Here is an 18,543-nt window from a genome sequence, read left to right as displayed (position 1 = left end):
AGCCGTCGGGCCGCGGCTGTATGGCATTGTTAGGGCTTTGTCTCTTAAACTGTACGGAGTTACCGTACAGCATGAGGCGCCCGATAATGGATACCACAACTGTAAACAAATTCAGAGACAGTCTAAAAAACTTTGTCGAACATGTAGTTAGTCAGCACGCGCCACTTCGCGTAACTCGCCGCACGGGCTCGGACTTTGTGGTGATGAGTGCGGAGGACTGGGAACGTGACCAGGAAACCTTGTACGTGCTCCAAAATACTAGCCTGATGCGCCAGATCGCCGAATCCAGTGCTACCCATAAAGCGGGGACCGGATATACGCCGACTAAAGAGCAGTTAGATGAGATCGTTAGTATTTGAGGGTAGAACGTGGGAGGTGTACGAAGATCTACGGCAGCGTGACAAACGGATGCACAAGAATCTTTGCGCCATTTTGAAAGAAATGTTACGCGATGATCCCCGTTTCGGTTTGGGGAAACCGGAAGCACTTCGACATAACCTTTCGGGCTTTTGGTCGAGGCGACTTAGCCAAAAGGACCGGATTGTGTATAAATTTGACGATACTCATGTCTATATCTTTGCCATCGGCGGCCATTACGACTCTTTTGAGTCCTAACCAGTGATTGGATGGTTTCGGGCTAACCTAATACATGAAACGCAACATGTAGCAACCAATCAGAATCTGCGGATTCACCGCGCAGCGGCGAGTATTGGTTCGATCAAATAGACCGATCCAAAACGCTCCGGATGCGCCAAGACCTTGATCGTTCGATGCTGCTGTCGACGATTGTGCAGCGTGGCATAGAGGCTCGGGTCGGCAGGTACGGCAAGCCGTTTGCGTGAGACGAGACCCTGGAGACGATACTCGACCTTGCAGAACACCGCGCCTCGCCCGCCGCGACGCAACGACTCGATCGCCGCATCGACCAACACGCCCTCGGTGAGCAACACGCAGGCGAATCGCCGCCGCCACCAGACATAAACGCCAAACGAGGGCAGGAACACGAGCGTGATCGCCCAGACGGGGAGAAGGATCGCGTTGGGATCGATGGGGGTCGTTCGCATCTCCTCCAACCGATTCAGGGACGGATCGCTGGCCATGTACTCGACCGAGGCGAGATCACCGGGCCGAAGCTCAGTATGGTCCGCGAAGCTCATGGAATGCAGATCGGTAGTACCGGCGACCGCCTTGAACCGATAGCGCGTCTCAAAATAGCGACCGCCATTGCGGTCGTGCTTCTCCTTGACGGCCGTGACCGTGGCCATGGCCGTGTTCACCGGCCCCTGATCGATGATCCGATCGGCCTCGGTGGCGCCAAGGACCATGTAGCTCAACAGCGCCAACATGATCAGCATGAGCGGCAGCAAGAGCGCGATCGCCAAGCGGGCCGCGGGCGGAAACAGACCGTTCCAGATCGGGGCCAGGCAGTCAGCCTCGAAAGGGCGCGGCGGCGGTCGCTCCAGATAGGCCGCCAGTCGTCCGCCGCTGTCGCTGAAGGATTCGGACAGGGCCGGAAAATCGATCTGTTCCGGATCGATGTATTCGAGCACCCGACTGAGCTTGAATGCCATCACACCCAGCGCGACGACCAGCAACACGACCAGGAGCGTCGCCGCCATCTCCGCCGGATTCCCCCAGCCGCCGAACTCACCGCGCTCGGCCACCAACAGGGCGAGCCAGACAACGGACGGCATCAAGGCCGCCACGGCCAGAATCAATCCGAGGATGTAGCGTTGTTTGTCGCCGGGTTTGGGTGCCTGTTCAGCCATCGCCGTCTCTCCTCGGAGTGCACCTCAACCTGGGGCCGGATTCGCGATCATCGGCGTCCCGAGATCAAGGCCCAATCGTCGCGGATGCGCGTCGCCGCCAGCCTGACGCGCTCGGCATAGGCCGCACTGACAGCCTCGACCTGCTCGGTGAGCACGCCCGAGAGCACCAGATCGCCGCCCGGAACCAGCATCGCACTCAGACGCGGCGCAAGCGCGATCAGCGGGCCGGCGAGGATGTTGGCCAGCACGATATCGACGCTCGGATCGGTGAACGACTCGGGCGCGAAGATCTCCAGCCGATCCAGCACGCCATTGGCCTGCGCATTGTCGTGCGTGGCCGTGAGCGCCTGGGGGTCGTGATCGACCGCGATGGCGCGCGCGGCACCGAGCTTGAGCGCGGCGATGGCCAGAATCCCCGAGCCGCAGCCGAAGTCGAGCACGGTCTTGCCGGCCAGATCCGCACCGTCGAGCCATTCCAGACACAGCGCCGTGGTCGCGTGATGCCCGGTGCCGAAGGCCAGCCCCGGATCGAGCGCCACGACCACGCCATTGGGGTCGCCGGGCGGCTGGCCATGGGGACAGACCCACAGCCGCTGACCGAAGCGGGTCGGCTTGAAGGTATCGAGCCACACCCGCTCCCAGACCTGATCCTCGATGCGATGGATGCGCGGGCGCTCACCGAGACGCGCGGCCAGATCCAGCGCCAGACGCTCGACCAGGGCGGCACTCTCGGGATCGCTCTCGAACAACGCCGTGAGCGTAACTTCGGACCATAGCGGCGTCTCGCCCGGATCGGGTTCGAGCTGCGGTTCGTCGCCTGCATCGCCGAGCGTGATCGAGAGTGCTCCGGCCAGTTCCAAATACTGTTCAAGAGTGTCCGCCTGATCGCGCGGAACATCGAAGGCAAGTTGTAGCCAGGGCATGGAGTCGGACCAGAGTTGGGGCGAGGTGAAGGGGCGCGATTGTAGCCTGTTCGGGCCGCGGTGTTCAGTGCCGCCTGGAGCGAATGACGAATGCCGTGATATCGACCGGCGCCGCGACGCTCTCCGGAACATCGCGAAGATCCCAGTATATTAACAAGTTGCGATTGACCAATCCGCTCGGGATAATGCGCAAATTTTGCCGCCCCCAGGGTGGCGAACCACAACAGGGGCGAATCGTTACGTCATGAAGATTGGAATCCCGTTGGAGACACGCCCTGGTGAGACGCGCGTGGCGTCGACGCCGGAGGTCGTGAAGAAGCTCGTTGGTCAGGGCTTCGAGGTCGTGATCGAGACCGGCGCCGGGGTGCGTGCCGGCTATCCGGACGCCGATTACGAGGCGGCCGGCGCCCGCCTGAGCGACCGTGCCGGCGCCTATGACGTCGACCTGCTGCTCAAGGTCCGCCGTCCGGACGAGGCCGACGTCGAAGCCATGCGTACCGGCGGACTCTATCTCGGTCTGCTCGAATCCTGCGGCGAGGATACGATCCTCCCGACGCTGCTGGCCAAGGGGATGCGCGTCCTGGGTCTGGAGCGCATGCCCCGTACCTCGCGCGCGCAGTCGATGGATGTGCTGTCCTCGCAGAGCAACATCGCCGGCTATCGCGCCGTGATCGAGGCGGCTGCGCGCTATGGACGCTTCCTGCCGATGATGATGACCTCGGCCGGCTCGGCCAAGCCGGCGCGGGTGGTGGTGCTGGGCGCGGGCGTGGCCGGACTCCAGGCGATCGCCACCGCGCGCCGGCTGGGCGCGGACGTCTATGCCTATGACGTGCGCCCCGAGACGCGCGAGCAGATCCTCTCGCTCGGCGCCAAGCCGATCGATCTCGATCTCGGCGAGAGTGGCGCGGGGGAGGGCGGTTATGCCAAGGAACTCTCCGACGAGGCCAAGGCGCGCCAGCAGGCCGCGCTCGCCGACGAGCTGGCCAAGGCGCATGTCATCGTCACCACGGCGCTCATCCCCTGCCGCCGCGCGCCGGTGCTGGTGACGGAGGATGTCGTCCAGCGCATGCGTCACGGCTCGGTCATCGTCGATCTGGCGGCGGCCAGCGGCGGCAACTGTCCGCTCACTGTCGCCGATGAGATCGTCGAGCGCCATGGCGTGACCCTGGTCGGCCTGACCAACTTCCCGGCCCTGGTCCCGGCGGACGCGAGCGCCTTCTATGCGCGCAACCTGCTCAATCTGATTGAGATCATGTTTGAGCGCGGCGAGTCCGGTCCGCAGCTCAAGGATCTGGAGTCAGACGACATCACGGCCGCCATGCTGGTTCAGGCGGCGTCCTGAAGCCCATTTAGATCGTTCGGATACGCACGGCGTATCCCACAGGAGTTAAACCCATGCCCGAGGCACTCGATCCCTCGTTGATCGCCCTCTATGTCTTCGTCCTGGCCTGCTTCATCGGCTACTGGGTGATCTGGGGCGTCACGCCCTCGCTGCACACGCCCCTGGTGGCGCTCACCAACGCCATCTCCGGCATCGTGCTGGTCGGCGCGCTGCTGGTCGCGGGCGATCCGCAGGCCGGTCTGCTGGTCCAGCTCATCGGCTTCGTCGCCGTGCTGCTGGCCTCGATCAACGTCTTCGGCGGCTTTCTGGTCACGCACCGGATGCTGTCGATGTTCAAGAAGAAAAAGAAGTAAGGACGGACAGCGATGGAATTCACGGTCAACCATCAGGCGCTGGCCTATCTGGTCGCAGCGATCCTGTTCATTCTCGGCCTCAAGGGGCTGACCCATCCGGCGAGTGCGCGTCGGGGCAATCTCTACGCCATGCTCGGCATGGTCATCGCCATTGTCGCCACGCTGCTCGCGCGCGAGGTGCAGTCCTACGGCTTCATCATTGCCGGGATCGCGGGCGGCGCGATCATCGGGGGCATTGTCGCCCTGCGCATCCAGATGACGGCGATGCCGCAACTGGTCGCGGCCCTGCACAGCTTCGTGGGTCTGGCGGCGGTGCTGGTCGGCATCGGCACCTTTCTGCATCATCAGCACCTAGGGCTGCTCAATGCGGTGCTGATGGGTGAGATCTCGGCGGGCGTGGTGATCGGCGCGATTACCTTCACCGGCTCGATCATCGCCTTCGGCAAGCTCCAGGGGCTGCTGTCGGGCGCGCCGGTCAAGTTCACCGGGCAGCATCTGCTCAATGCCGTCATCGGTGCGCTGACCATTGCGCTGGCGGTGCATTTCGCGATGACCGGCAGTCTGCTGTCGTTGGCACTGATGACGGTGCTGGCGCTCGTCATCGGCGTGACCCTGATCATCCCGATCGGCGGGGCGGACATGCCGGTCATCATCTCGATGCTCAACAGCTACTCGGGCTGGGCGGCGGCGGCGACCGGCTTCACGCTGCACAACAATCTGCTGATCATCGTTGGGGCCATCGTCGGCTGCTCGGGCGCGATCCTGTCCTTCATCATGTGCAAGGCGATGAACCGCTCGATCATCAATGTCGTCTTCGGCGGCTTTGGCTCCGACAGTAGCGCGGGTGAGAGCGCCGGGGCGCAGGCGGCCGAGAAGGGTGTCAAGTCGGCGGCGGTCGAGGACGCGGTCTACTGGATGGAGGATGCGGGCCGCGTCATCATCGTGCCCGGTTACGGCATGGCGGTCTCGCAGGCGCAACATGCGTTGAAAGAGCTGGCCGAGCTACTCGGGGCGCGCGGGGTCGAGGTCAAGTTCGCCATCCATCCGGTCGCCGGACGCATGCCGGGGCACATGAACGTGCTGCTGGCCGAGGCCGACATCCCCTACGATCAGGTGCTGGAAATGGACGAGATCAACCCCGAGTTCCCCGGCACCGACGTGGTGCTGGTGGTCGGGGCCAACGATGTCGTCAACCCGGCGGCCAAGGAGGACAAGACCAGTCCCATCTACGGGATGCCGATCCTGGAAGCCGGACGCGCGCGTCAGGTCTACTTCCTCAAGCGCTCGATGCGTCCGGGGTATTCAGGTGTCGATAATCTGCTGTTCTATCAGGACAACACCTATCTGGTGTTCGGCGACGCCAAGGACACCATCGAGGGGATGAATACGGCGCTCAAGGGTGGAGGGCATTAGGCCGATCCGCTTGCCGGTCGCGAAGCTGGAGGCTTCGTGGCCGGCGATTCGCCTTCGACACTTTGAAGCAACCATGGATGCAAGTCCCTTCAGGCGCGACCGCTATTCGCCCACCCACTGAAAGTTGGCCCGATTTGGCGTCGCCTCACCGTCCCAGCGGTAGGCGACGAGCTTGCCGCCTTTGGCCACGCTGTAATCCACGCAGATCACGGAATCCGACAGCGATTCAGGCTGGCCGGTCATCCAGTAATGGCCGATGAACACCAGTTTGCCGTGATCCTGTCGAATGCTGACAGGCTCGGGAATCGGCTGTTTGGGCAGTTGCGCTCGCTCGGTGTCGGGCAACAGCGCGACTTGATCATAGGTGGTCGCCGTGGAATCCCACCAGCGGATGCGTACATGCTGACGCGCGTGGCCATCCTTATCCCAGAAGGATGCGCCGGGCGGGAGCGGAATCTCGATCCCTTTGAGTAGCGCCTCGACGGCTTTGAACAGGCTGGGTTCGGGGCTGTTCTTTTCCGCTGCGTCCTCGGGTTCCTGGGTTGCTTCGACCATAAGGTCCGCGTTCAGACAGCGGTCGGCATCGAGACGCGGCGCCAGGTAGGCCAGGTGATCCGGATGCCAGCAGGCGTGGACGATGTTCAGACCCGGCAGTTCCAGCCACAGTGGCAGGCTCAGGAACCAGTCGATATAGGATTTGTGCTGTAGCGGTTTGTCCGCCACCGCGTTGAGGAAGGCACTGTGCTGACGACGATTCTTGTCCAGGCGGTTCGAGCGCAGGGAGTCGCCTGGCGCGCGGGGATTGGGCAGGAACCAGGCAATGGCATTGAATTCGTGGTTTCCCATCACGGCCAGCGCACGGCCTGTATCCATCATGCGCCGGACGATGTCCAGGGTCTCGGTTTGCTGGGGGCCGCGATCGATGAAATCGCCCAGGAAGATGGTCTGACGCTCCGGGTGGCGCCAGGCACCGCTGTGCTCGCGGTAGCCAAGTTGAACCAGCAAGGCCTTCAAGGCATCCGCATGTCCATGAATGTCGCCGATGATGTCGTAGCTCACGAGCTGGACTCCATGTCTGGACGGTGTTTTGTAACGGGCGCGCCGGCGCGCGGGCCGTTACTCTTGCACTGATGTTGGCTTACCCCGAACAGCAGCTGTCATCCTACCCCTATGACCTTGGCTGGAAAATCGTCGATTGGGGCTGGTTTGCCGAACAAGTAGCCCTGGAACTGCTCGCAACCGTGACTGAGCAGGAAGTCGAACTGCTCCGCGGTCTCGACACCCTCGGCGATGACATTCAACCCCAGCGACCGGCTCATGGCCAGCACAGCCCGCACGATGGCCGCGTCGTTCTGGTCGTGCGCGAGATCTCGCACGAACGACTGGTCGATCTTGACCTGGTCGATCGGGAGCCGCTTGAGATACGACAACGATGAGTAGCCGGTTCCGAAGTCGTCGAGTGAAAAGCTTACACCGAGATCCTTGAGCATGTGCATGCGCGCAATGACCTGATCGATGCGGTCGAGCACCAGACTCTCGGTCAGTTCGAGCTTCAGATGTGTCGCATCGATTCCGAATTCAGCGATCGTTTCCTGTACCTGGACGACGAAGTCTGGCTGGTGGAACTGGCAGGCACTGACATTGATTGAGAGCACCAGCTCTCGTGTGCTGGCATCTGCCTGCCAGGCACCTAACTGTGCGCAGGCCTGCTCAAGCACCCAGAGACCGATCGGGATGATGAGTCCGGTCTCTTCGGCCAAGGGAATGAAGCGCGTCGGAGAAATGGGCTCGGCGTCGGACGGTAGCCAGCGCAGCAGTGCCTCGGCGCCGATCACACGTCCGTCGCGATCCACTTGCGGTTGAAAATAGAGGCTTAACTCGTCGGAGTTCATAGCGCGTCGCAAGGCCGTTTCCAGCGTCGCCCGGGCGTCGATGGCGGCTTGCATGTCTGGATTGAAAAAGCGGATGGTGTTGCGACCCGCATACTTGGCTTGGTAAAGGGCGACATCCGCTTGCTTGAGCAGCAGCTCGACGCCGATCTCCTGGCCGCAAAACAAGGTCACGCCAACACTGGCGGAGCTGTGATACGTGAGGCGTCCCTCCTCCAACATATAGGGTCGGCCGAGCGCACAGTGGATCTGCTCGGCGATCTGCTCAGCCAGCAGCGCCGCCCCGGATTCATCTGTTCCGAGTTCACCCGCGACGATGACATATTCGTCCCCGCCCAACCGAGCGACCGTGTCCTCGCGCCGCACGCTCGCGGTGAGGCGACGAGCGACCTCAGTCAGCAGGCGATCCCCGATGTCATGGCCCTGGGTGTCATTGAGATCCTTGAAATGATCCAGATCGATCATGAGCAAGGCGCCATATTCCTGATGTCGACTGCTTACGACCATTGTCTGGCGCAGGCGGTCAAGGAGAAGGCGACGATTCGGGAGTTCAGTCAGTGGATCGAAATAGGCCAGATTATGGATCTGCTCTTCGGCAAGCTTACGCGCCGTGATGTCCGTGCAGAAACCCATGACGAAATCACCGGGCAAGGTGATTGCACGCAGGCTGCCAACGATGTCGTGGCCCTCCTTGCGACGCAGAGTGATCTCCAGCTCGTGCCGACCATTGGCCAGGATTTGCTCGAACGCGGCAAGGTACACGCTAACCTGGTCCGGCGGTGAAAGATCGGTGACGGTCATCCTGAGCAGCTCGGAGCGGCTGTAGCCGACCATGGCACACGCCGAGGGATTGGCATCCACGAAGCGCCCGAGATTATCTGCAACAAAGATGCCTTCTGGAGCATGCTCGATATACATGCGGTAGCGTTCCTCGCTTTCGCGCAACTGCCGCTCCAGTGTTTGACGTCGGACAATCTCGGCGGTCAATGCATCGTTGCGGTCCTTGAGTTCCGCGCGGTCGCGGTTGGACTCGCGGACATCGGCCTCGAGGCGTTGGGTGCGCTGACGCATGCGACTGATCCAGAGCGCCGAGAGCAAAAGAATCGGCGGTACGCTGCTGGCGAAGTAGAGGACTCTCTGCGAGGTGATGTGTCCATAGAGCAGCGAGGCGGGCAGCGCTGTGATGACTGAGAGCTCGGTGTGCGCGACGGGGATGCGCAAGACCAGATCGAAGTCGGCGGCCAGTGGAGTCATGGCGAGCTTCGGACGCTCGCCGATAGGGATCAGCTTTGCCGGTGGGATCCCGGCGAGGGTCGGAGAAGGTGCGCCGCCCAACCCAGTTCTGCTGTCATCCGTCAGTACCCGTCCCGTTTTGGTGATGAGAAACTGCCAAAAGCCCAGGTTGGCTGTGGACGAGGTCAGATAGCGTGAGAGTAGATCGAGGCTGGATACCGTGATTACGGTGCCGTGCGGTTGGCCATGGTAGTCGACGGGTGCGGCGGCAAGGATCTTACCGTTCTCCTCGTCGATGATGAGCTTGGCTTCTGGATCATGACCGCTGATAGGCGCGTCGATCGGATGCCCTGGATTAGTATCGACGATCAAAAGACCCTCTTCGTCGAAATAGAGCAGGCGCTCGTAGACAGGTGCGCCAAGCAGGCGCTTCTGTGTGAGTTTGCGACGGAAGCTCTCCTCGATCGCTGAGAGATTGGCGTTCAGTCCATAGCGCATCGACATGCCGAGGGCCTTGTTGACGAGAAAGGTCTCGATCGACTGCACCTCTGCGAGGTCGAGTACGAAACTTTCCTGGTCCGCCAGAAAGTCGCTCATCAGAGTGGCGGTTTGCTGCGCCTCGGCAAACAGGCGCATCTCGGCGGCGGCGCGCAATTGACCGTTGGATTGGTAGGCGTTCGCTAGCAGGAGCGCCAGGTAGAGGGAAAAGGCAGCGGCGGCCAGAACCAGCCATCCGTGTCGGCGTTTCGGCCAGGATGTCATCGCCCTTTCCCCTCATCTCAGTTCTGTTCGGCAAAGAAGGCGGGAAAATAGCTTCGCGCGCCTGGATAGTATTTTTGCACCAGACGATCATAGGTTCCGTTGACCTTGATCTGGCGCAGATAGTCGTTGAAAGCGTCGCGCAGCTGCGGCGCATCCTTGGGGAAGGCTGCGGCCAGCGTCTGTTCCTCTGAGATAGGGCCGATGACCTTGAAGGTTCCGGCCCACTTCTGCATGTCGAGCATGAGGTCCGGAACGTCCAGGAGCGACAGATCCGCCTCCAGGTGCAGCAAAGCGGGCACCATTTCGTTGATATTACTGCTCTTGGTATAGACACGCAGCTCGATTCCCTGTCCCTGTAAACCATAGTTCGCCGGATCCAGACAGGTCTTTTCCATGACCAGCAGACTTTGGCTGCCGATGAGCGCCTTGGTCTCCTGGATGTCCTTAGCCAAATCTTCGCTGCCTTGGATCGGCCGGATTGGTGAGTCGGCGCGGGCGATCAGCATCACCTGCGAGGGGAAGGTCGGCTCGGAATAGAGCAGGATCTGCTCTCGCCAGGGCAAGACCGTGAAGCCACTTGCGATCATGTCGCCCTTGATGGGGAAGTCGCCCTCCAGAGTCACGCTGTCGCCCGAACGCACCACATTCTTGCCGAGCAGATCACGGATCACCGAATAGAAGTCACTGTAGACCAGTGTGTAATCCACGCCCAGGTAATCGGCAAATCCTTGCGTCAGCTCGGCGTCGAAGCCGTCGCCGGTGCCGGTTACGAAGTTGGCGTAGCGAATACCGAGATGGCGCAGTTCGCCTCTGGCCTTGATCTCGGGCAGGTCAGCAGCCGTGGTGGTAAAACCCGCCAGGAGGCCACCGGCAAGAAGTGCAGCAAGCGAGTACAAACGATATGCAGTCATAGTCTCGTTTCCGTGCGGAATCTCAGGCTAGAATCGAACTGTAATGGGCAGGATCTTTGATGCCAGGCAAGCCGGAATGGCGTGACTGGGAAAAACCCATGCCAACCAAGTCAGACACAGTTTAGCCGCCTGGGTTGGGGTGTGCGCGATGCTTCCCGCTAGGTATCAACTCCCGGAGTCCGCTGTCATGACCCAAGATACACTGACCAAATCTGTCATCATTTTGATGGCGCTCGGGATCTCGGCGCTCTTCCTGGCCATGATCCAGCCGTTCCTGATGACACTCCTGCTCGCCGGGATCTTCAGTGCCCTTGCGCGTCCGCTCTATCTGCGGCTGCAAGCCCGGCTCAGCTGTAGCGCGCCGGTCGCCTCACTCCTGACCCTGCTGCTGATCGCGGTCATGGTGCTGATCCCAGCGATCTTCCTGATCACGGTGCTGATCGGCCAGGCACTGGATGTCAGTGAACTGATCACGATCTGGGTCCGGGGCGTGATCGAGGATCCGACCGACTTCATGGCCGTGCTCCAACATCTCCCTTTCTACGACGAGGTCATCCTGCATCGCGGCCTGATCCTCGAACAAGCCGGGCAGGTGGCAACCATCATCAGCAAGCTCCTCGTCGACTGGGTGTCGTCGGCCACGCTCAAGACCGCCAACTTCATCTTCCTGACCTTCGTGCTGCTCTACAGCCTGTTCTTCCTGCTGATGGACGGGCCGAAGCTCATCCTCAAGCTGCTCTATTACCTGCCGCTCCAGACCCGCGATGAGCGTCTGCTGCTCGACAAGTTCACCTCAGTGACGCGCGCGACGCTCAAGGGGTCATTGTTCATCGGACTGCTGCAGGGCAGCCTGGCCGGCATCGCCTTTGCTGTCGCCGGAATCGACAACGCCGTCTTTTGGGGGACGGTGATGGCGCTGCTGTCGATCATCCCCAATGTCGGCGCGGCGCTGGTGTGGATTCCCGCCGTGATCATCCTCATCTTCCAGGGCGCGGTGCTGACGGGCGTTCTGCTCGGACTCTTCTGTGGTCTGATCGTCGGTAGCCTGGACAATCTGCTGCGCCCGATCCTGGTCGGCAAGGACACCAAGATGCACGAGCTGATGATTTTCTTCAGCACGCTCGGTGGTCTCTTCATGTTCGGGCTGCCGGGACTCTTCATCGGTCCGGTGATTGCCTCGCTCCTGATCTCGATCTGGGAGATTTATGGCGTCGAGTTCGCCGATGTGCTGCCCGAGGTGGGGGAATTGCTGGTCGAGCAGGTCACTCAGGGGACGCTCGACGCGCCTGAAGAGCACGATACTCAACCCAGCGACTCGGCGTTAGACTTGGAGGCGTCGAGTGAGTCATCGTCCAATCCTGAACAGGCTTCGAATCAGTCGGGCAAGGAGCAAAAACAGCACTGCTGATCAATCCGCTGGAAGCGCAATCCAGACAGGCTCAATCGTTTGCAGGGAATTGAAATGCGGGTCGGTGGTGACGAAGCGTCCGCACCCGTGATGTCTGGCGATCCCCACATGCACGGCATCCATCGCCTTCAGTCCATCGACACGCGCCACGGTCAGCGCATCGGCGAACACTGTTGCCGGAATGCTCAAGGTCCGACTGGTGTCGAGCAGACCACGATACAGCTCGATCAGCCGATCCTGCCTCAGGCGCTGCGGTCGAATCAGGACTTCCAGCCGCACGGCGTCAGAGGCGCAGAATTCCCAGCCATCCTCGGCCAAGCTCGCCAGCGCGGCACGGATCGGCGGTCGATAGCGGTCCAAGCCTTCGATCAGGGTGATCCACACACAGGTATCGACATAGGCGAGTTTCATCACGACTCGCGGAAGTCGCGCACGGTGTCCAGTATTTCGTGATGGCTGCGGCGCGGAATGTCAGCTGCCTCGATCTCGTCGAGCATGGCGGACAAGGCTTGCCATTGCGATGACGCTGGGCTGTCACGGTCCTCAATGCGGATGCGCACATGCTTTCCGCGATACCGCGCCGGGACTTTGGCCGTGAGGATGCCGTCTCGTGAGACCTCGGCTTCGATCTGCATGGAAGACCTCGGGTTCGATGTGTTCAGCCAGAGATTCTGGCAAAGCCGAACAGAGGCCGCAATCTTCGTCGCAAGTCCGCGCCAACAAAAAATCCCCCAAGCGGGGGATTTTCGTTGCACCGACCTTGAACGCGCCGGATCAGAGCGTCTTGGCCTGCTCGGCTAGATAGAGCCAGGTGTCGATCACAGTGTCGGGATTGAGCGAGATGCTGCTGATGCCCTGCTTGAGCAGCCAGTCGGCGAAGTCCTTGTGGTCCGACGGCCCCTGGCCGCAGATGCCGACATACTTGCCCTGAGCGCGGCAGGCGGCGATCGACATGGAGAGCATCTTCTTGACCGCCGGATCGCGCTCGTCGAAGTGCTCGGCCACCAGGCTCGAATCGCGGTCCAGACCGAGCGTGAGCTGGGTCATGTCGTTGGAGCCAATCGAGAAGCCGTCGAAATACTCCAGGAACTCCTCGGCCAGCACGGCGTTGGACGGCAGCTCGCACATCATGATCAGCCGCAGTCCATCCTTGCCACGCTCCAGACCCTGTACCGACAGCGCCTCAGTGACGGCCTTGGCCTGACCCAGGGTGCGCACGAAGGGGATCATGATCTCGACATTGGTCAACCCCATGTCGTTGCGCACCCGCTTGAGCGCCTCGCATTCCATCTCGAAGCAGTCGCGGAAGTTCTCGGCCACATAACGTCCGGCGCCACGGAAGCCGATCATCGGGTTCTCTTCCTCCGGCTCGTAGCGCGGACCGCCGATCAGGTTGGCGTATTCGTTGGACTTGAAGTCCGACATGCGCACGATGACGGTGTTGGGCGCGAACGCCGCAGCCAGTGTCGAGATCCCCTCGGCCAGCTTGGCGACATAGAACTCGCGCGGGCTGGCATAGGCGGCGATACGCGGGGCGATCTGCGCCTTGAGATCCGCCGGTAACTGGTCGAATTCGAGCAGCGCCTTGGGATGGATGCCGATCATGTTGTTGATGATGAACTCCAGCCGCGCCAGACCGATACCGGCGTTGGGCGTGGCCGAGAACGCAAAGGCCCGATCCGGGTTGCCGACGTTCATCATGATCTTGACCGGGATCTCGGGCATGGCCGAGAGTTCCACAGTCTTGTACTCAAAGTCGAGCTGACCGTCGTAGATGAAGCCGGTGTCACCCTCGGCACAGCTCACCGTGACCGGCTGGCCTTCCTGAACCATCTCGGTGGCATTGTTGCAACCGACCACGGCGGGGACGCCCAGCTCGCGGGCAATGATCGCCGCGTGACAGTTGTTGACCATCACCGGCGTATAGCGCTCAGTGAAGACGATGTAGTTGTGATGGTCGGCGACGGTGATGTTGTAGACGGCTTGCTCGTCGCCGTCCTCGACCTGCCGCACGCGCGCCTGACGCAGATCCGACTCCAGCAGGGTATGCAGCCGCTGGGCGTGTTCGGTCTCCAGCTTCGGCAGCGCCTCGCGGATGGCGCGCTCGGTGACCAGATAGCCCTTTCTGACCCGGTTGTTGATGTCTGAGTTGACGTTGGGCGCGAACAGTTGACGGGCGTTGAAGAAGCGGCTGCCAACCTGACGCTCGTCACGACAAGCGACGCGCTGAGTATAACGACCGATCAGATCGAGCTGCTCGACGATCTGCACGTTATGGATATGACGGTTGCGCGTGACCTGAGGCACGGTACCGAGCCGCAGACAAGCCACGATCACGGCTTGCAGGGTTTCTTCATCGGACACATAGAGGTTGACGCGCCCGTTTTTGAAGCACCCATCGCCGTCGATCAGACCGGCCAGGAAGTGCGCGGCCAGTTCGCGGTCGGACTTCAGCAACGTGGTGACAATGGTGTCCTGTTCGCGGCTCAGATCCTCGGCGATGGCCTTGGAATAACAGCGATAGGCATTGGCCTGACCAACGACCTGAACGCCACGGATGAAGCCTTGCGAGACCTGTTTGGTCGAGACGCTGAAGCGTTTGCCATAGTTCTCCACCAGTGCTTCATTCATCCGCTCGATGAACTGCTGCTTGAGTTCAGTCGGCTTCTGGATGAAGGTCACTTCGCCATGGGTGCGGTTCAGATAGATGTGGCCATCGCTCATCAGGCCGCCAAGCAGATAGGCCAGCGAACGCTCCTTGCCGGTGGAACTCGCCAGCGCGGGCAGATGCTGGGCCAGCAGCACGGCGTCTTCATCGGCCAGCATCTGCTGCATCTCGGTGTCGACGAGCGCGCCGTCAGCGAGATTGAGCATCTTGTGATCGGGTGTTAGGGTCAGGGTGTTGCCCTGCATGCGTCCGGTCTGCGAAACCTCGACCCGGATGGTCTTGGCCTGTTTCTTCATGACCGCCTCGACCGGCTTCCATTCGACCTTGAGCGAGGTGCGGTCGAGCGCCGGGACGCTCAGCCCCTCGTGACCCTGCTCATGGACCTCAGCGAAGGACATGAAGCCCTTGTTGGTCAGAAGTCGTGTGTCGCCCGAGAAGCAGGTACGCCCACCGCGATTGGTGACGATCGCCGCCGCACGCTTCATCACCGGCTCCCAGTCGGGGTCGGTCATGTCGGTGATGAGCACATCGCCGGGCTGAACCTTGTTCATGTCGGCAATGCTCTCGACGATGCGCGCGGCACCGGCGCCGATACGGCTGCCGATACTGCGTCCGGTCGTGAGCACCGGACCCTTGCCCTTGAGGATATAACGCTCGATGACGTTGCCGGTGCGGCTCTGGACCGTCTCAGGACGCGCCTGGACGACATAGAGGTTGCCGTCGGTTCCGTCCTTGGCCCACTCGATGTCCATCGGACGGCCATAATGCTGCTCGATCAGGATCGCCTGCTTGGCCAGTTCCTGGACCTCGTCATCGGTGAGGCTGAAGCGTGGACGCAGCTCCTCGGGCACCGGCTCGGTTTTCACATGCGCATCGTGTTCTGGATCGCTGTAGACCATGCGGATGGCCTTGTCGCCGACGGTGCGGCGCAGGATCGCCGGACGCCCCGCGACCAGCGTCGGCTTGTGGACATAGAACTCGTCCGGATTGACCGCGCCCTGCACGACCATCTCGCCCAGACCATAGCTGGCAGTGATGAAGACGGCATCACGGAAACCCGACTCGGTGTCGAGCGTGAACATCACACCCGAGGACGCCAGATCACTGCGCACCATGCGCTGAATACCGGCCGACAGGGCGACATGCCGATGCTCAAAGCCCTGATGGACGCGATAGGAGATGGCGCGGTCGTTGAACAGCGAGGCGAAGACTTCCTTGATCCGGTGCTTGATGTTGTCGAGTCCATGAACGTTGAGGAAGGTCTCCTGCTGACCGGCGAAGGAAGCGTCCGGCAGATCTTCAGCCGTTGCCGAGGACCGCACGGCCCAGGAGACCTCATCGGTTCCGGCTTCAGCGGTCAGCTTGGCATAGGCCGCATCGATGGCCGCATCCAGCTCAGCCGGGAAGGGCTGCTCCATCACCCAGCCACGGATGCGCGGTCCAGCCTCGGCCAGCGCGCTGACGTCTTCCACGTCCAGCGCGTCGAGGACCGACTGGATGCGCTCGTCGAGTCCATCCTTGGCGAGAAACTCGCGATAGGCGTCGGCAGTGGTGGCAAAGCCGCCCGGCACACTCACGCCGAGATGGGTCAGATTCTGGATCATCTCGCCGAGAGAGGCGTTCTTGCCTCCGACGACGGGGACATCGTCCATCCCGAGATCGCTCAGCCAGCGGACGTAGTCGGTCATCGTTGTGCTACTCCAGTCTTGTCTTGCTATTGAAGGTATTCGAGCGGTGCGGTCCAGTAGGGTCTGGACCCATCCAGGCGGGCGATTCAGCATGGGCCACGGCGAGAGATCGGGTCGAGCCGCCCCCGAACGGATGATCGTCGGTTGCAATGACCGCGTAATAATCTGGAAAATATACCCCAGCCGGACAGCGGACGTCCCGAGAGTCCATCAATCCTGAGCATTGAACCGCGCTGGATTGGCGGTTGCCGTTTCGCGCTCTGGATTCACTTCCTGGCGCGGACACCACATTCTTGTCTTGAACCAGCGGGTCTGTTCAGGCAGCCTAGGCGCGCCTAACCGTATCCAAACCGATCCAGATCGATACTCGAACCGAGAGGAAATTCAAATGAGTGAAGAATTGCCCGGCCTCGCGCAACTGCGAGCCATGCTGGGGGCCAGCGACAACGGTCAGCTCATCGTGCGCGGCGTTGGGATCGTCGTCGCGGCTGGGGCCTTCTATGTCATCTCCACCGACGCGCTCTATGGTGATGCGCCACCGCTACCGCCGAGTGAGGTCGCCGCCAACATTGCTCCGATCGGGACTGTGGCTCTAACCCCACCGCCAGCCGCGCCCGCTCCAGCGGTTGAAGAAGCCGCTCCGGTCGCTGAAGACGCCCCGGCAGTCGAAGAGGCCGCTCCGGTCGCTGAAGAAGCCCCGGCCGCGGAAGAGGCCGCTCCGGTGGCTGAAGAAGCTCCGGCAGCCGAGGAAGCCGCTCCGGTCGCTGAAGAAGCTCCGGCAGCCGAGGAAGCCGCTCCAGTCGCTGAAGAGGCGCCGGCAGTCGAAGAGGCCGCTCCGGTCGCTGAAGAAGCCCCGGCAGCTGAGGAGGCCGCTCCAGTTGCTGAAGAAGCTCCGGCAGTCGAAGAGGCCGCTCCGGTCGCTGAAGAAGCCCCGGCAGTCGAAGAGGCCGCTCCGGTCGCTGAAGAAGCTCCGGCAGTCGAAGAGGCCGCTCCGGTCGCTGAAGAAGCCCCGGCAGCCGAAGAGGCCGCTCCGGTCGCTGAAGAAGCCCCGGCAGCCGAAGAGGCCGCTCCGGTCGCTGAAGAAGCCCCTGTGTCCGCGGAACCGGCGCCCATCAAGCGTCCGATGCCGGCTTGGATGCTGCACATGGGACCGCGCTCCTAAAACTAAGCCTGCCCCACGGGTCGCGCGCCCTTGGCGCGCGGCCTGTCTACTGCCCTTCATCATCCCCTCAAGATATCCCCCAAGGGTCTGCACGCTCGACCGTCGCGCATGCTCAAATGAAAAGCTGACGCAATTCGGCGTCGACGCTGCTGCGTTCCCAAAGCCGCTCGAATTCCTGAACCAAACGTCGCGCGGCCGGCGGGTCATCGTAGTCGGCGATTGCCTCCAGTCTGTCAGCCAGACGACGCCGAACGTAGCGCCGTTCGTCGACGACCAGGAAAGCATCGAGACGATCCCGATCCTCATCCGCCACGCGCTGTATGGCGATGCGCGAGGTCAGTCGTCGTGCCAGCTCGATCAGTCGGTGCCCGCTCTGGCTCGCCGCGCGCGGGTCGAACACCATGACGCGCACACAGAGTCCGGGACGCTCCAGCGCGAGACGTCTGATGGCCTCCAAAAAAGGCGCCTGATCGTAGAGCACCGGGTCGAGCGTTGGGCCATAGATCAGCAATTCACGTCTGGCGCGCGCGGCCATGTCGGCGCTGATCCCGGCAATATCCTGGCTACCCGTGAGTGTCAGGCGTCGGCTACCGACGTCCGGCGCTGTTGAGAAGAGGGAGGTCTCGTTAGGCATGGTTGTTACAGGTTGTGATGTACAGAGACGGTGCGACAGGCATACAAGCGCGCCTCCAAACGCGGCTGGCGCCGTTGGCTCGTCGCTCTGGCTGTTGTAGATATGTAACGCACTAAATTTGACTGAATCCCGCTTTGATAGCGATTCTTGCGCCTCTCACGGCTGGCGAGTGTTGCGTTTTCAAGGAAAACGTTGTAAATATGTCGCGACTTTATAAAAAGTTGCACTTTTGCTCCTCTTGTGGGCTAAAATGTCTGTGTTAAAACGACCGGTTCCTAGTGAGCCGCGTCCGCGCTCCGACCATTTCGCCAGTGAGATTCCCGAGGCGGAAAGAGGGCTTAGCGTTAAGGATCATGAGCGATTTTTGCAACTGACCTGTATTTCGGCT

At 61.6% G+C, this 18,543-nt stretch carries 16 protein-coding genes; 7 read left to right on the top strand and 9 right to left on the bottom strand.

The window, feature by feature from the left end; all coding sequences use genetic code 11:
• Window positions 1–86: 86 nt before the first annotated feature.
• Window positions 87–359 carry a type II toxin-antitoxin system Phd/YefM family antitoxin gene (locus GJ668_RS11010; protein WP_155450197.1) on the top strand — a complete coding sequence of 91 codons (273 nt, stop codon included), beginning with the start codon at window positions 87–89 and terminating at the stop codon, window positions 357–359.
• Window positions 340–615: a Txe/YoeB family addiction module toxin gene (locus tag GJ668_RS11005; protein WP_155450196.1), complete on the top strand. Its 276-nt coding sequence runs from the start codon at window positions 340–342 to the stop codon at window positions 613–615. Before GJ668_RS11010 ends, GJ668_RS11005 begins: the two co-directional genes overlap by 20 nt.
• A gap of 74 nt (window positions 616–689) precedes the next feature.
• Here the strand turns inward: GJ668_RS11005 and GJ668_RS11000 are convergent, their stop codons facing one another.
• Together GJ668_RS11000 and prmA are read right to left on the bottom strand one after the other, a co-directional pair.
• Complete coding sequence (locus tag GJ668_RS11000; protein ID WP_155450195.1) at window positions 690–1,769, bottom strand: DUF3592 domain-containing protein; 1,080 nt, start codon at window positions 1,767–1,769, stop codon at window positions 690–692.
• A 47-nt stretch (window positions 1,770–1,816) separates the two neighbouring features.
• Entirely contained in the window at window positions 1,817–2,692 is an 876-nt protein-coding gene (gene prmA, locus GJ668_RS10995; protein WP_155450194.1) for a 50S ribosomal protein L11 methyltransferase, read from the bottom strand.
• Between the two features lie 244 nt (window positions 2,693–2,936).
• Between prmA and GJ668_RS10990 the strand changes: the two genes are divergently transcribed.
• The 3 genes from GJ668_RS10990 to GJ668_RS10980 are packed head-to-tail and all read left to right on the top strand — an operon-like array spanning window position 2,937 to window position 5,800.
• Window positions 2,937–4,034 (top strand): Re/Si-specific NAD(P)(+) transhydrogenase subunit alpha, encoded by a 1,098-nt coding sequence (locus GJ668_RS10990; protein WP_155450193.1) that lies wholly within the window; start codon window positions 2,937–2,939, stop codon window positions 4,032–4,034.
• A 53-nt stretch (window positions 4,035–4,087) separates the two neighbouring features.
• On the top strand, window positions 4,088–4,387 hold the full coding sequence (locus GJ668_RS10985) for a proton-translocating transhydrogenase family protein (RefSeq protein WP_155450192.1): 300 nt from the start codon (window positions 4,088–4,090) through the stop codon (window positions 4,385–4,387).
• A gap of 12 nt (window positions 4,388–4,399) precedes the next feature.
• On the top strand, window positions 4,400–5,800 hold the full coding sequence (locus tag GJ668_RS10980) for an NAD(P)(+) transhydrogenase (Re/Si-specific) subunit beta (RefSeq protein WP_155450191.1): 1,401 nt from the start codon (window positions 4,400–4,402) through the stop codon (window positions 5,798–5,800).
• Between the two features lie 102 nt (window positions 5,801–5,902).
• Here GJ668_RS10980 and GJ668_RS10975 read toward each other — a convergent pair whose 3' ends face one another.
• From GJ668_RS10975 to GJ668_RS10965, 3 genes are all read right to left on the bottom strand, one after another.
• Window positions 5,903–6,859, bottom strand: a complete 957-nt coding sequence (locus GJ668_RS10975; RefSeq protein ID WP_186343040.1) for a metallophosphoesterase — start codon at window positions 6,857–6,859, stop codon at window positions 5,903–5,905.
• Window positions 6,860–6,957: 98 nt separating this feature from the next.
• Window positions 6,958–9,684, bottom strand: coding sequence for a putative bifunctional diguanylate cyclase/phosphodiesterase (locus GJ668_RS10970; protein WP_155450190.1), 2,727 nt, complete (start codon window positions 9,682–9,684; stop codon window positions 6,958–6,960).
• 17 nt (window positions 9,685–9,701) lie between these two features.
• Window positions 9,702–10,595 carry a transporter substrate-binding domain-containing protein gene (locus GJ668_RS10965; RefSeq protein ID WP_155450189.1) on the bottom strand — a complete coding sequence of 298 codons (894 nt, stop codon included), beginning with the start codon at window positions 10,593–10,595 and terminating at the stop codon, window positions 9,702–9,704.
• A 187-nt stretch (window positions 10,596–10,782) separates the two neighbouring features.
• Here GJ668_RS10965 and GJ668_RS10960 point away from each other — a divergent pair, with 187 nt between their 5' ends.
• Complete coding sequence (locus tag GJ668_RS10960) at window positions 10,783–12,003, top strand: AI-2E family transporter (RefSeq protein WP_155450188.1); 1,221 nt, start codon at window positions 10,783–10,785, stop codon at window positions 12,001–12,003.
• Here the strand turns inward: GJ668_RS10960 and GJ668_RS10955 are convergent, their stop codons facing one another.
• The 3 genes from GJ668_RS10955 to ppsA form a co-directional block, all read right to left on the bottom strand.
• Complete coding sequence (locus GJ668_RS10955; RefSeq protein ID WP_155450187.1) at window positions 12,004–12,414, bottom strand: type II toxin-antitoxin system VapC family toxin; 411 nt, start codon at window positions 12,412–12,414, stop codon at window positions 12,004–12,006.
• Window positions 12,414–12,638, bottom strand: a complete 225-nt coding sequence (locus GJ668_RS10950; protein WP_155450186.1) for a hypothetical protein — start codon at window positions 12,636–12,638, stop codon at window positions 12,414–12,416. The genes GJ668_RS10955 and GJ668_RS10950 overlap by 1 nt, the downstream gene beginning before the upstream one ends.
• A gap of 139 nt (window positions 12,639–12,777) precedes the next feature.
• Window positions 12,778–16,359: a phosphoenolpyruvate synthase gene (gene ppsA, locus GJ668_RS21260; protein WP_155450185.1), complete on the bottom strand. Its 3,582-nt coding sequence runs from the start codon at window positions 16,357–16,359 to the stop codon at window positions 12,778–12,780.
• Window positions 16,360–16,747: 388 nt separating this feature from the next.
• Here ppsA and GJ668_RS20130 point away from each other — a divergent pair, with 388 nt between their 5' ends.
• A complete protein-coding gene (locus GJ668_RS20130; protein WP_186343039.1) occupies window positions 16,748–17,521 on the top strand; it encodes a hypothetical protein in 774 nt (257 codons plus the stop codon).
• 112 nt (window positions 17,522–17,633) lie between these two features.
• Here GJ668_RS20130 and GJ668_RS10935 read toward each other — a convergent pair whose 3' ends face one another.
• The gene (locus GJ668_RS10935) at window positions 17,634–18,155 is read right to left on the bottom strand and encodes a DUF7931 domain-containing protein (RefSeq protein WP_155450184.1); all 522 of its coding nucleotides are present in this window, start codon (window positions 18,153–18,155) and stop codon (window positions 17,634–17,636) included.
• Window positions 18,156–18,543: the final 388 nt, after the last annotated feature.

The sequence above is a fragment of the Allochromatium palmeri genome, assembly GCF_009720725.1.
Taxonomy (GTDB): domain Bacteria; phylum Pseudomonadota; class Gammaproteobacteria; order Chromatiales; family Chromatiaceae; genus Thermochromatium; species Thermochromatium palmeri.
This window is presented reverse-complemented; position numbering and strand designations above follow the sequence as displayed.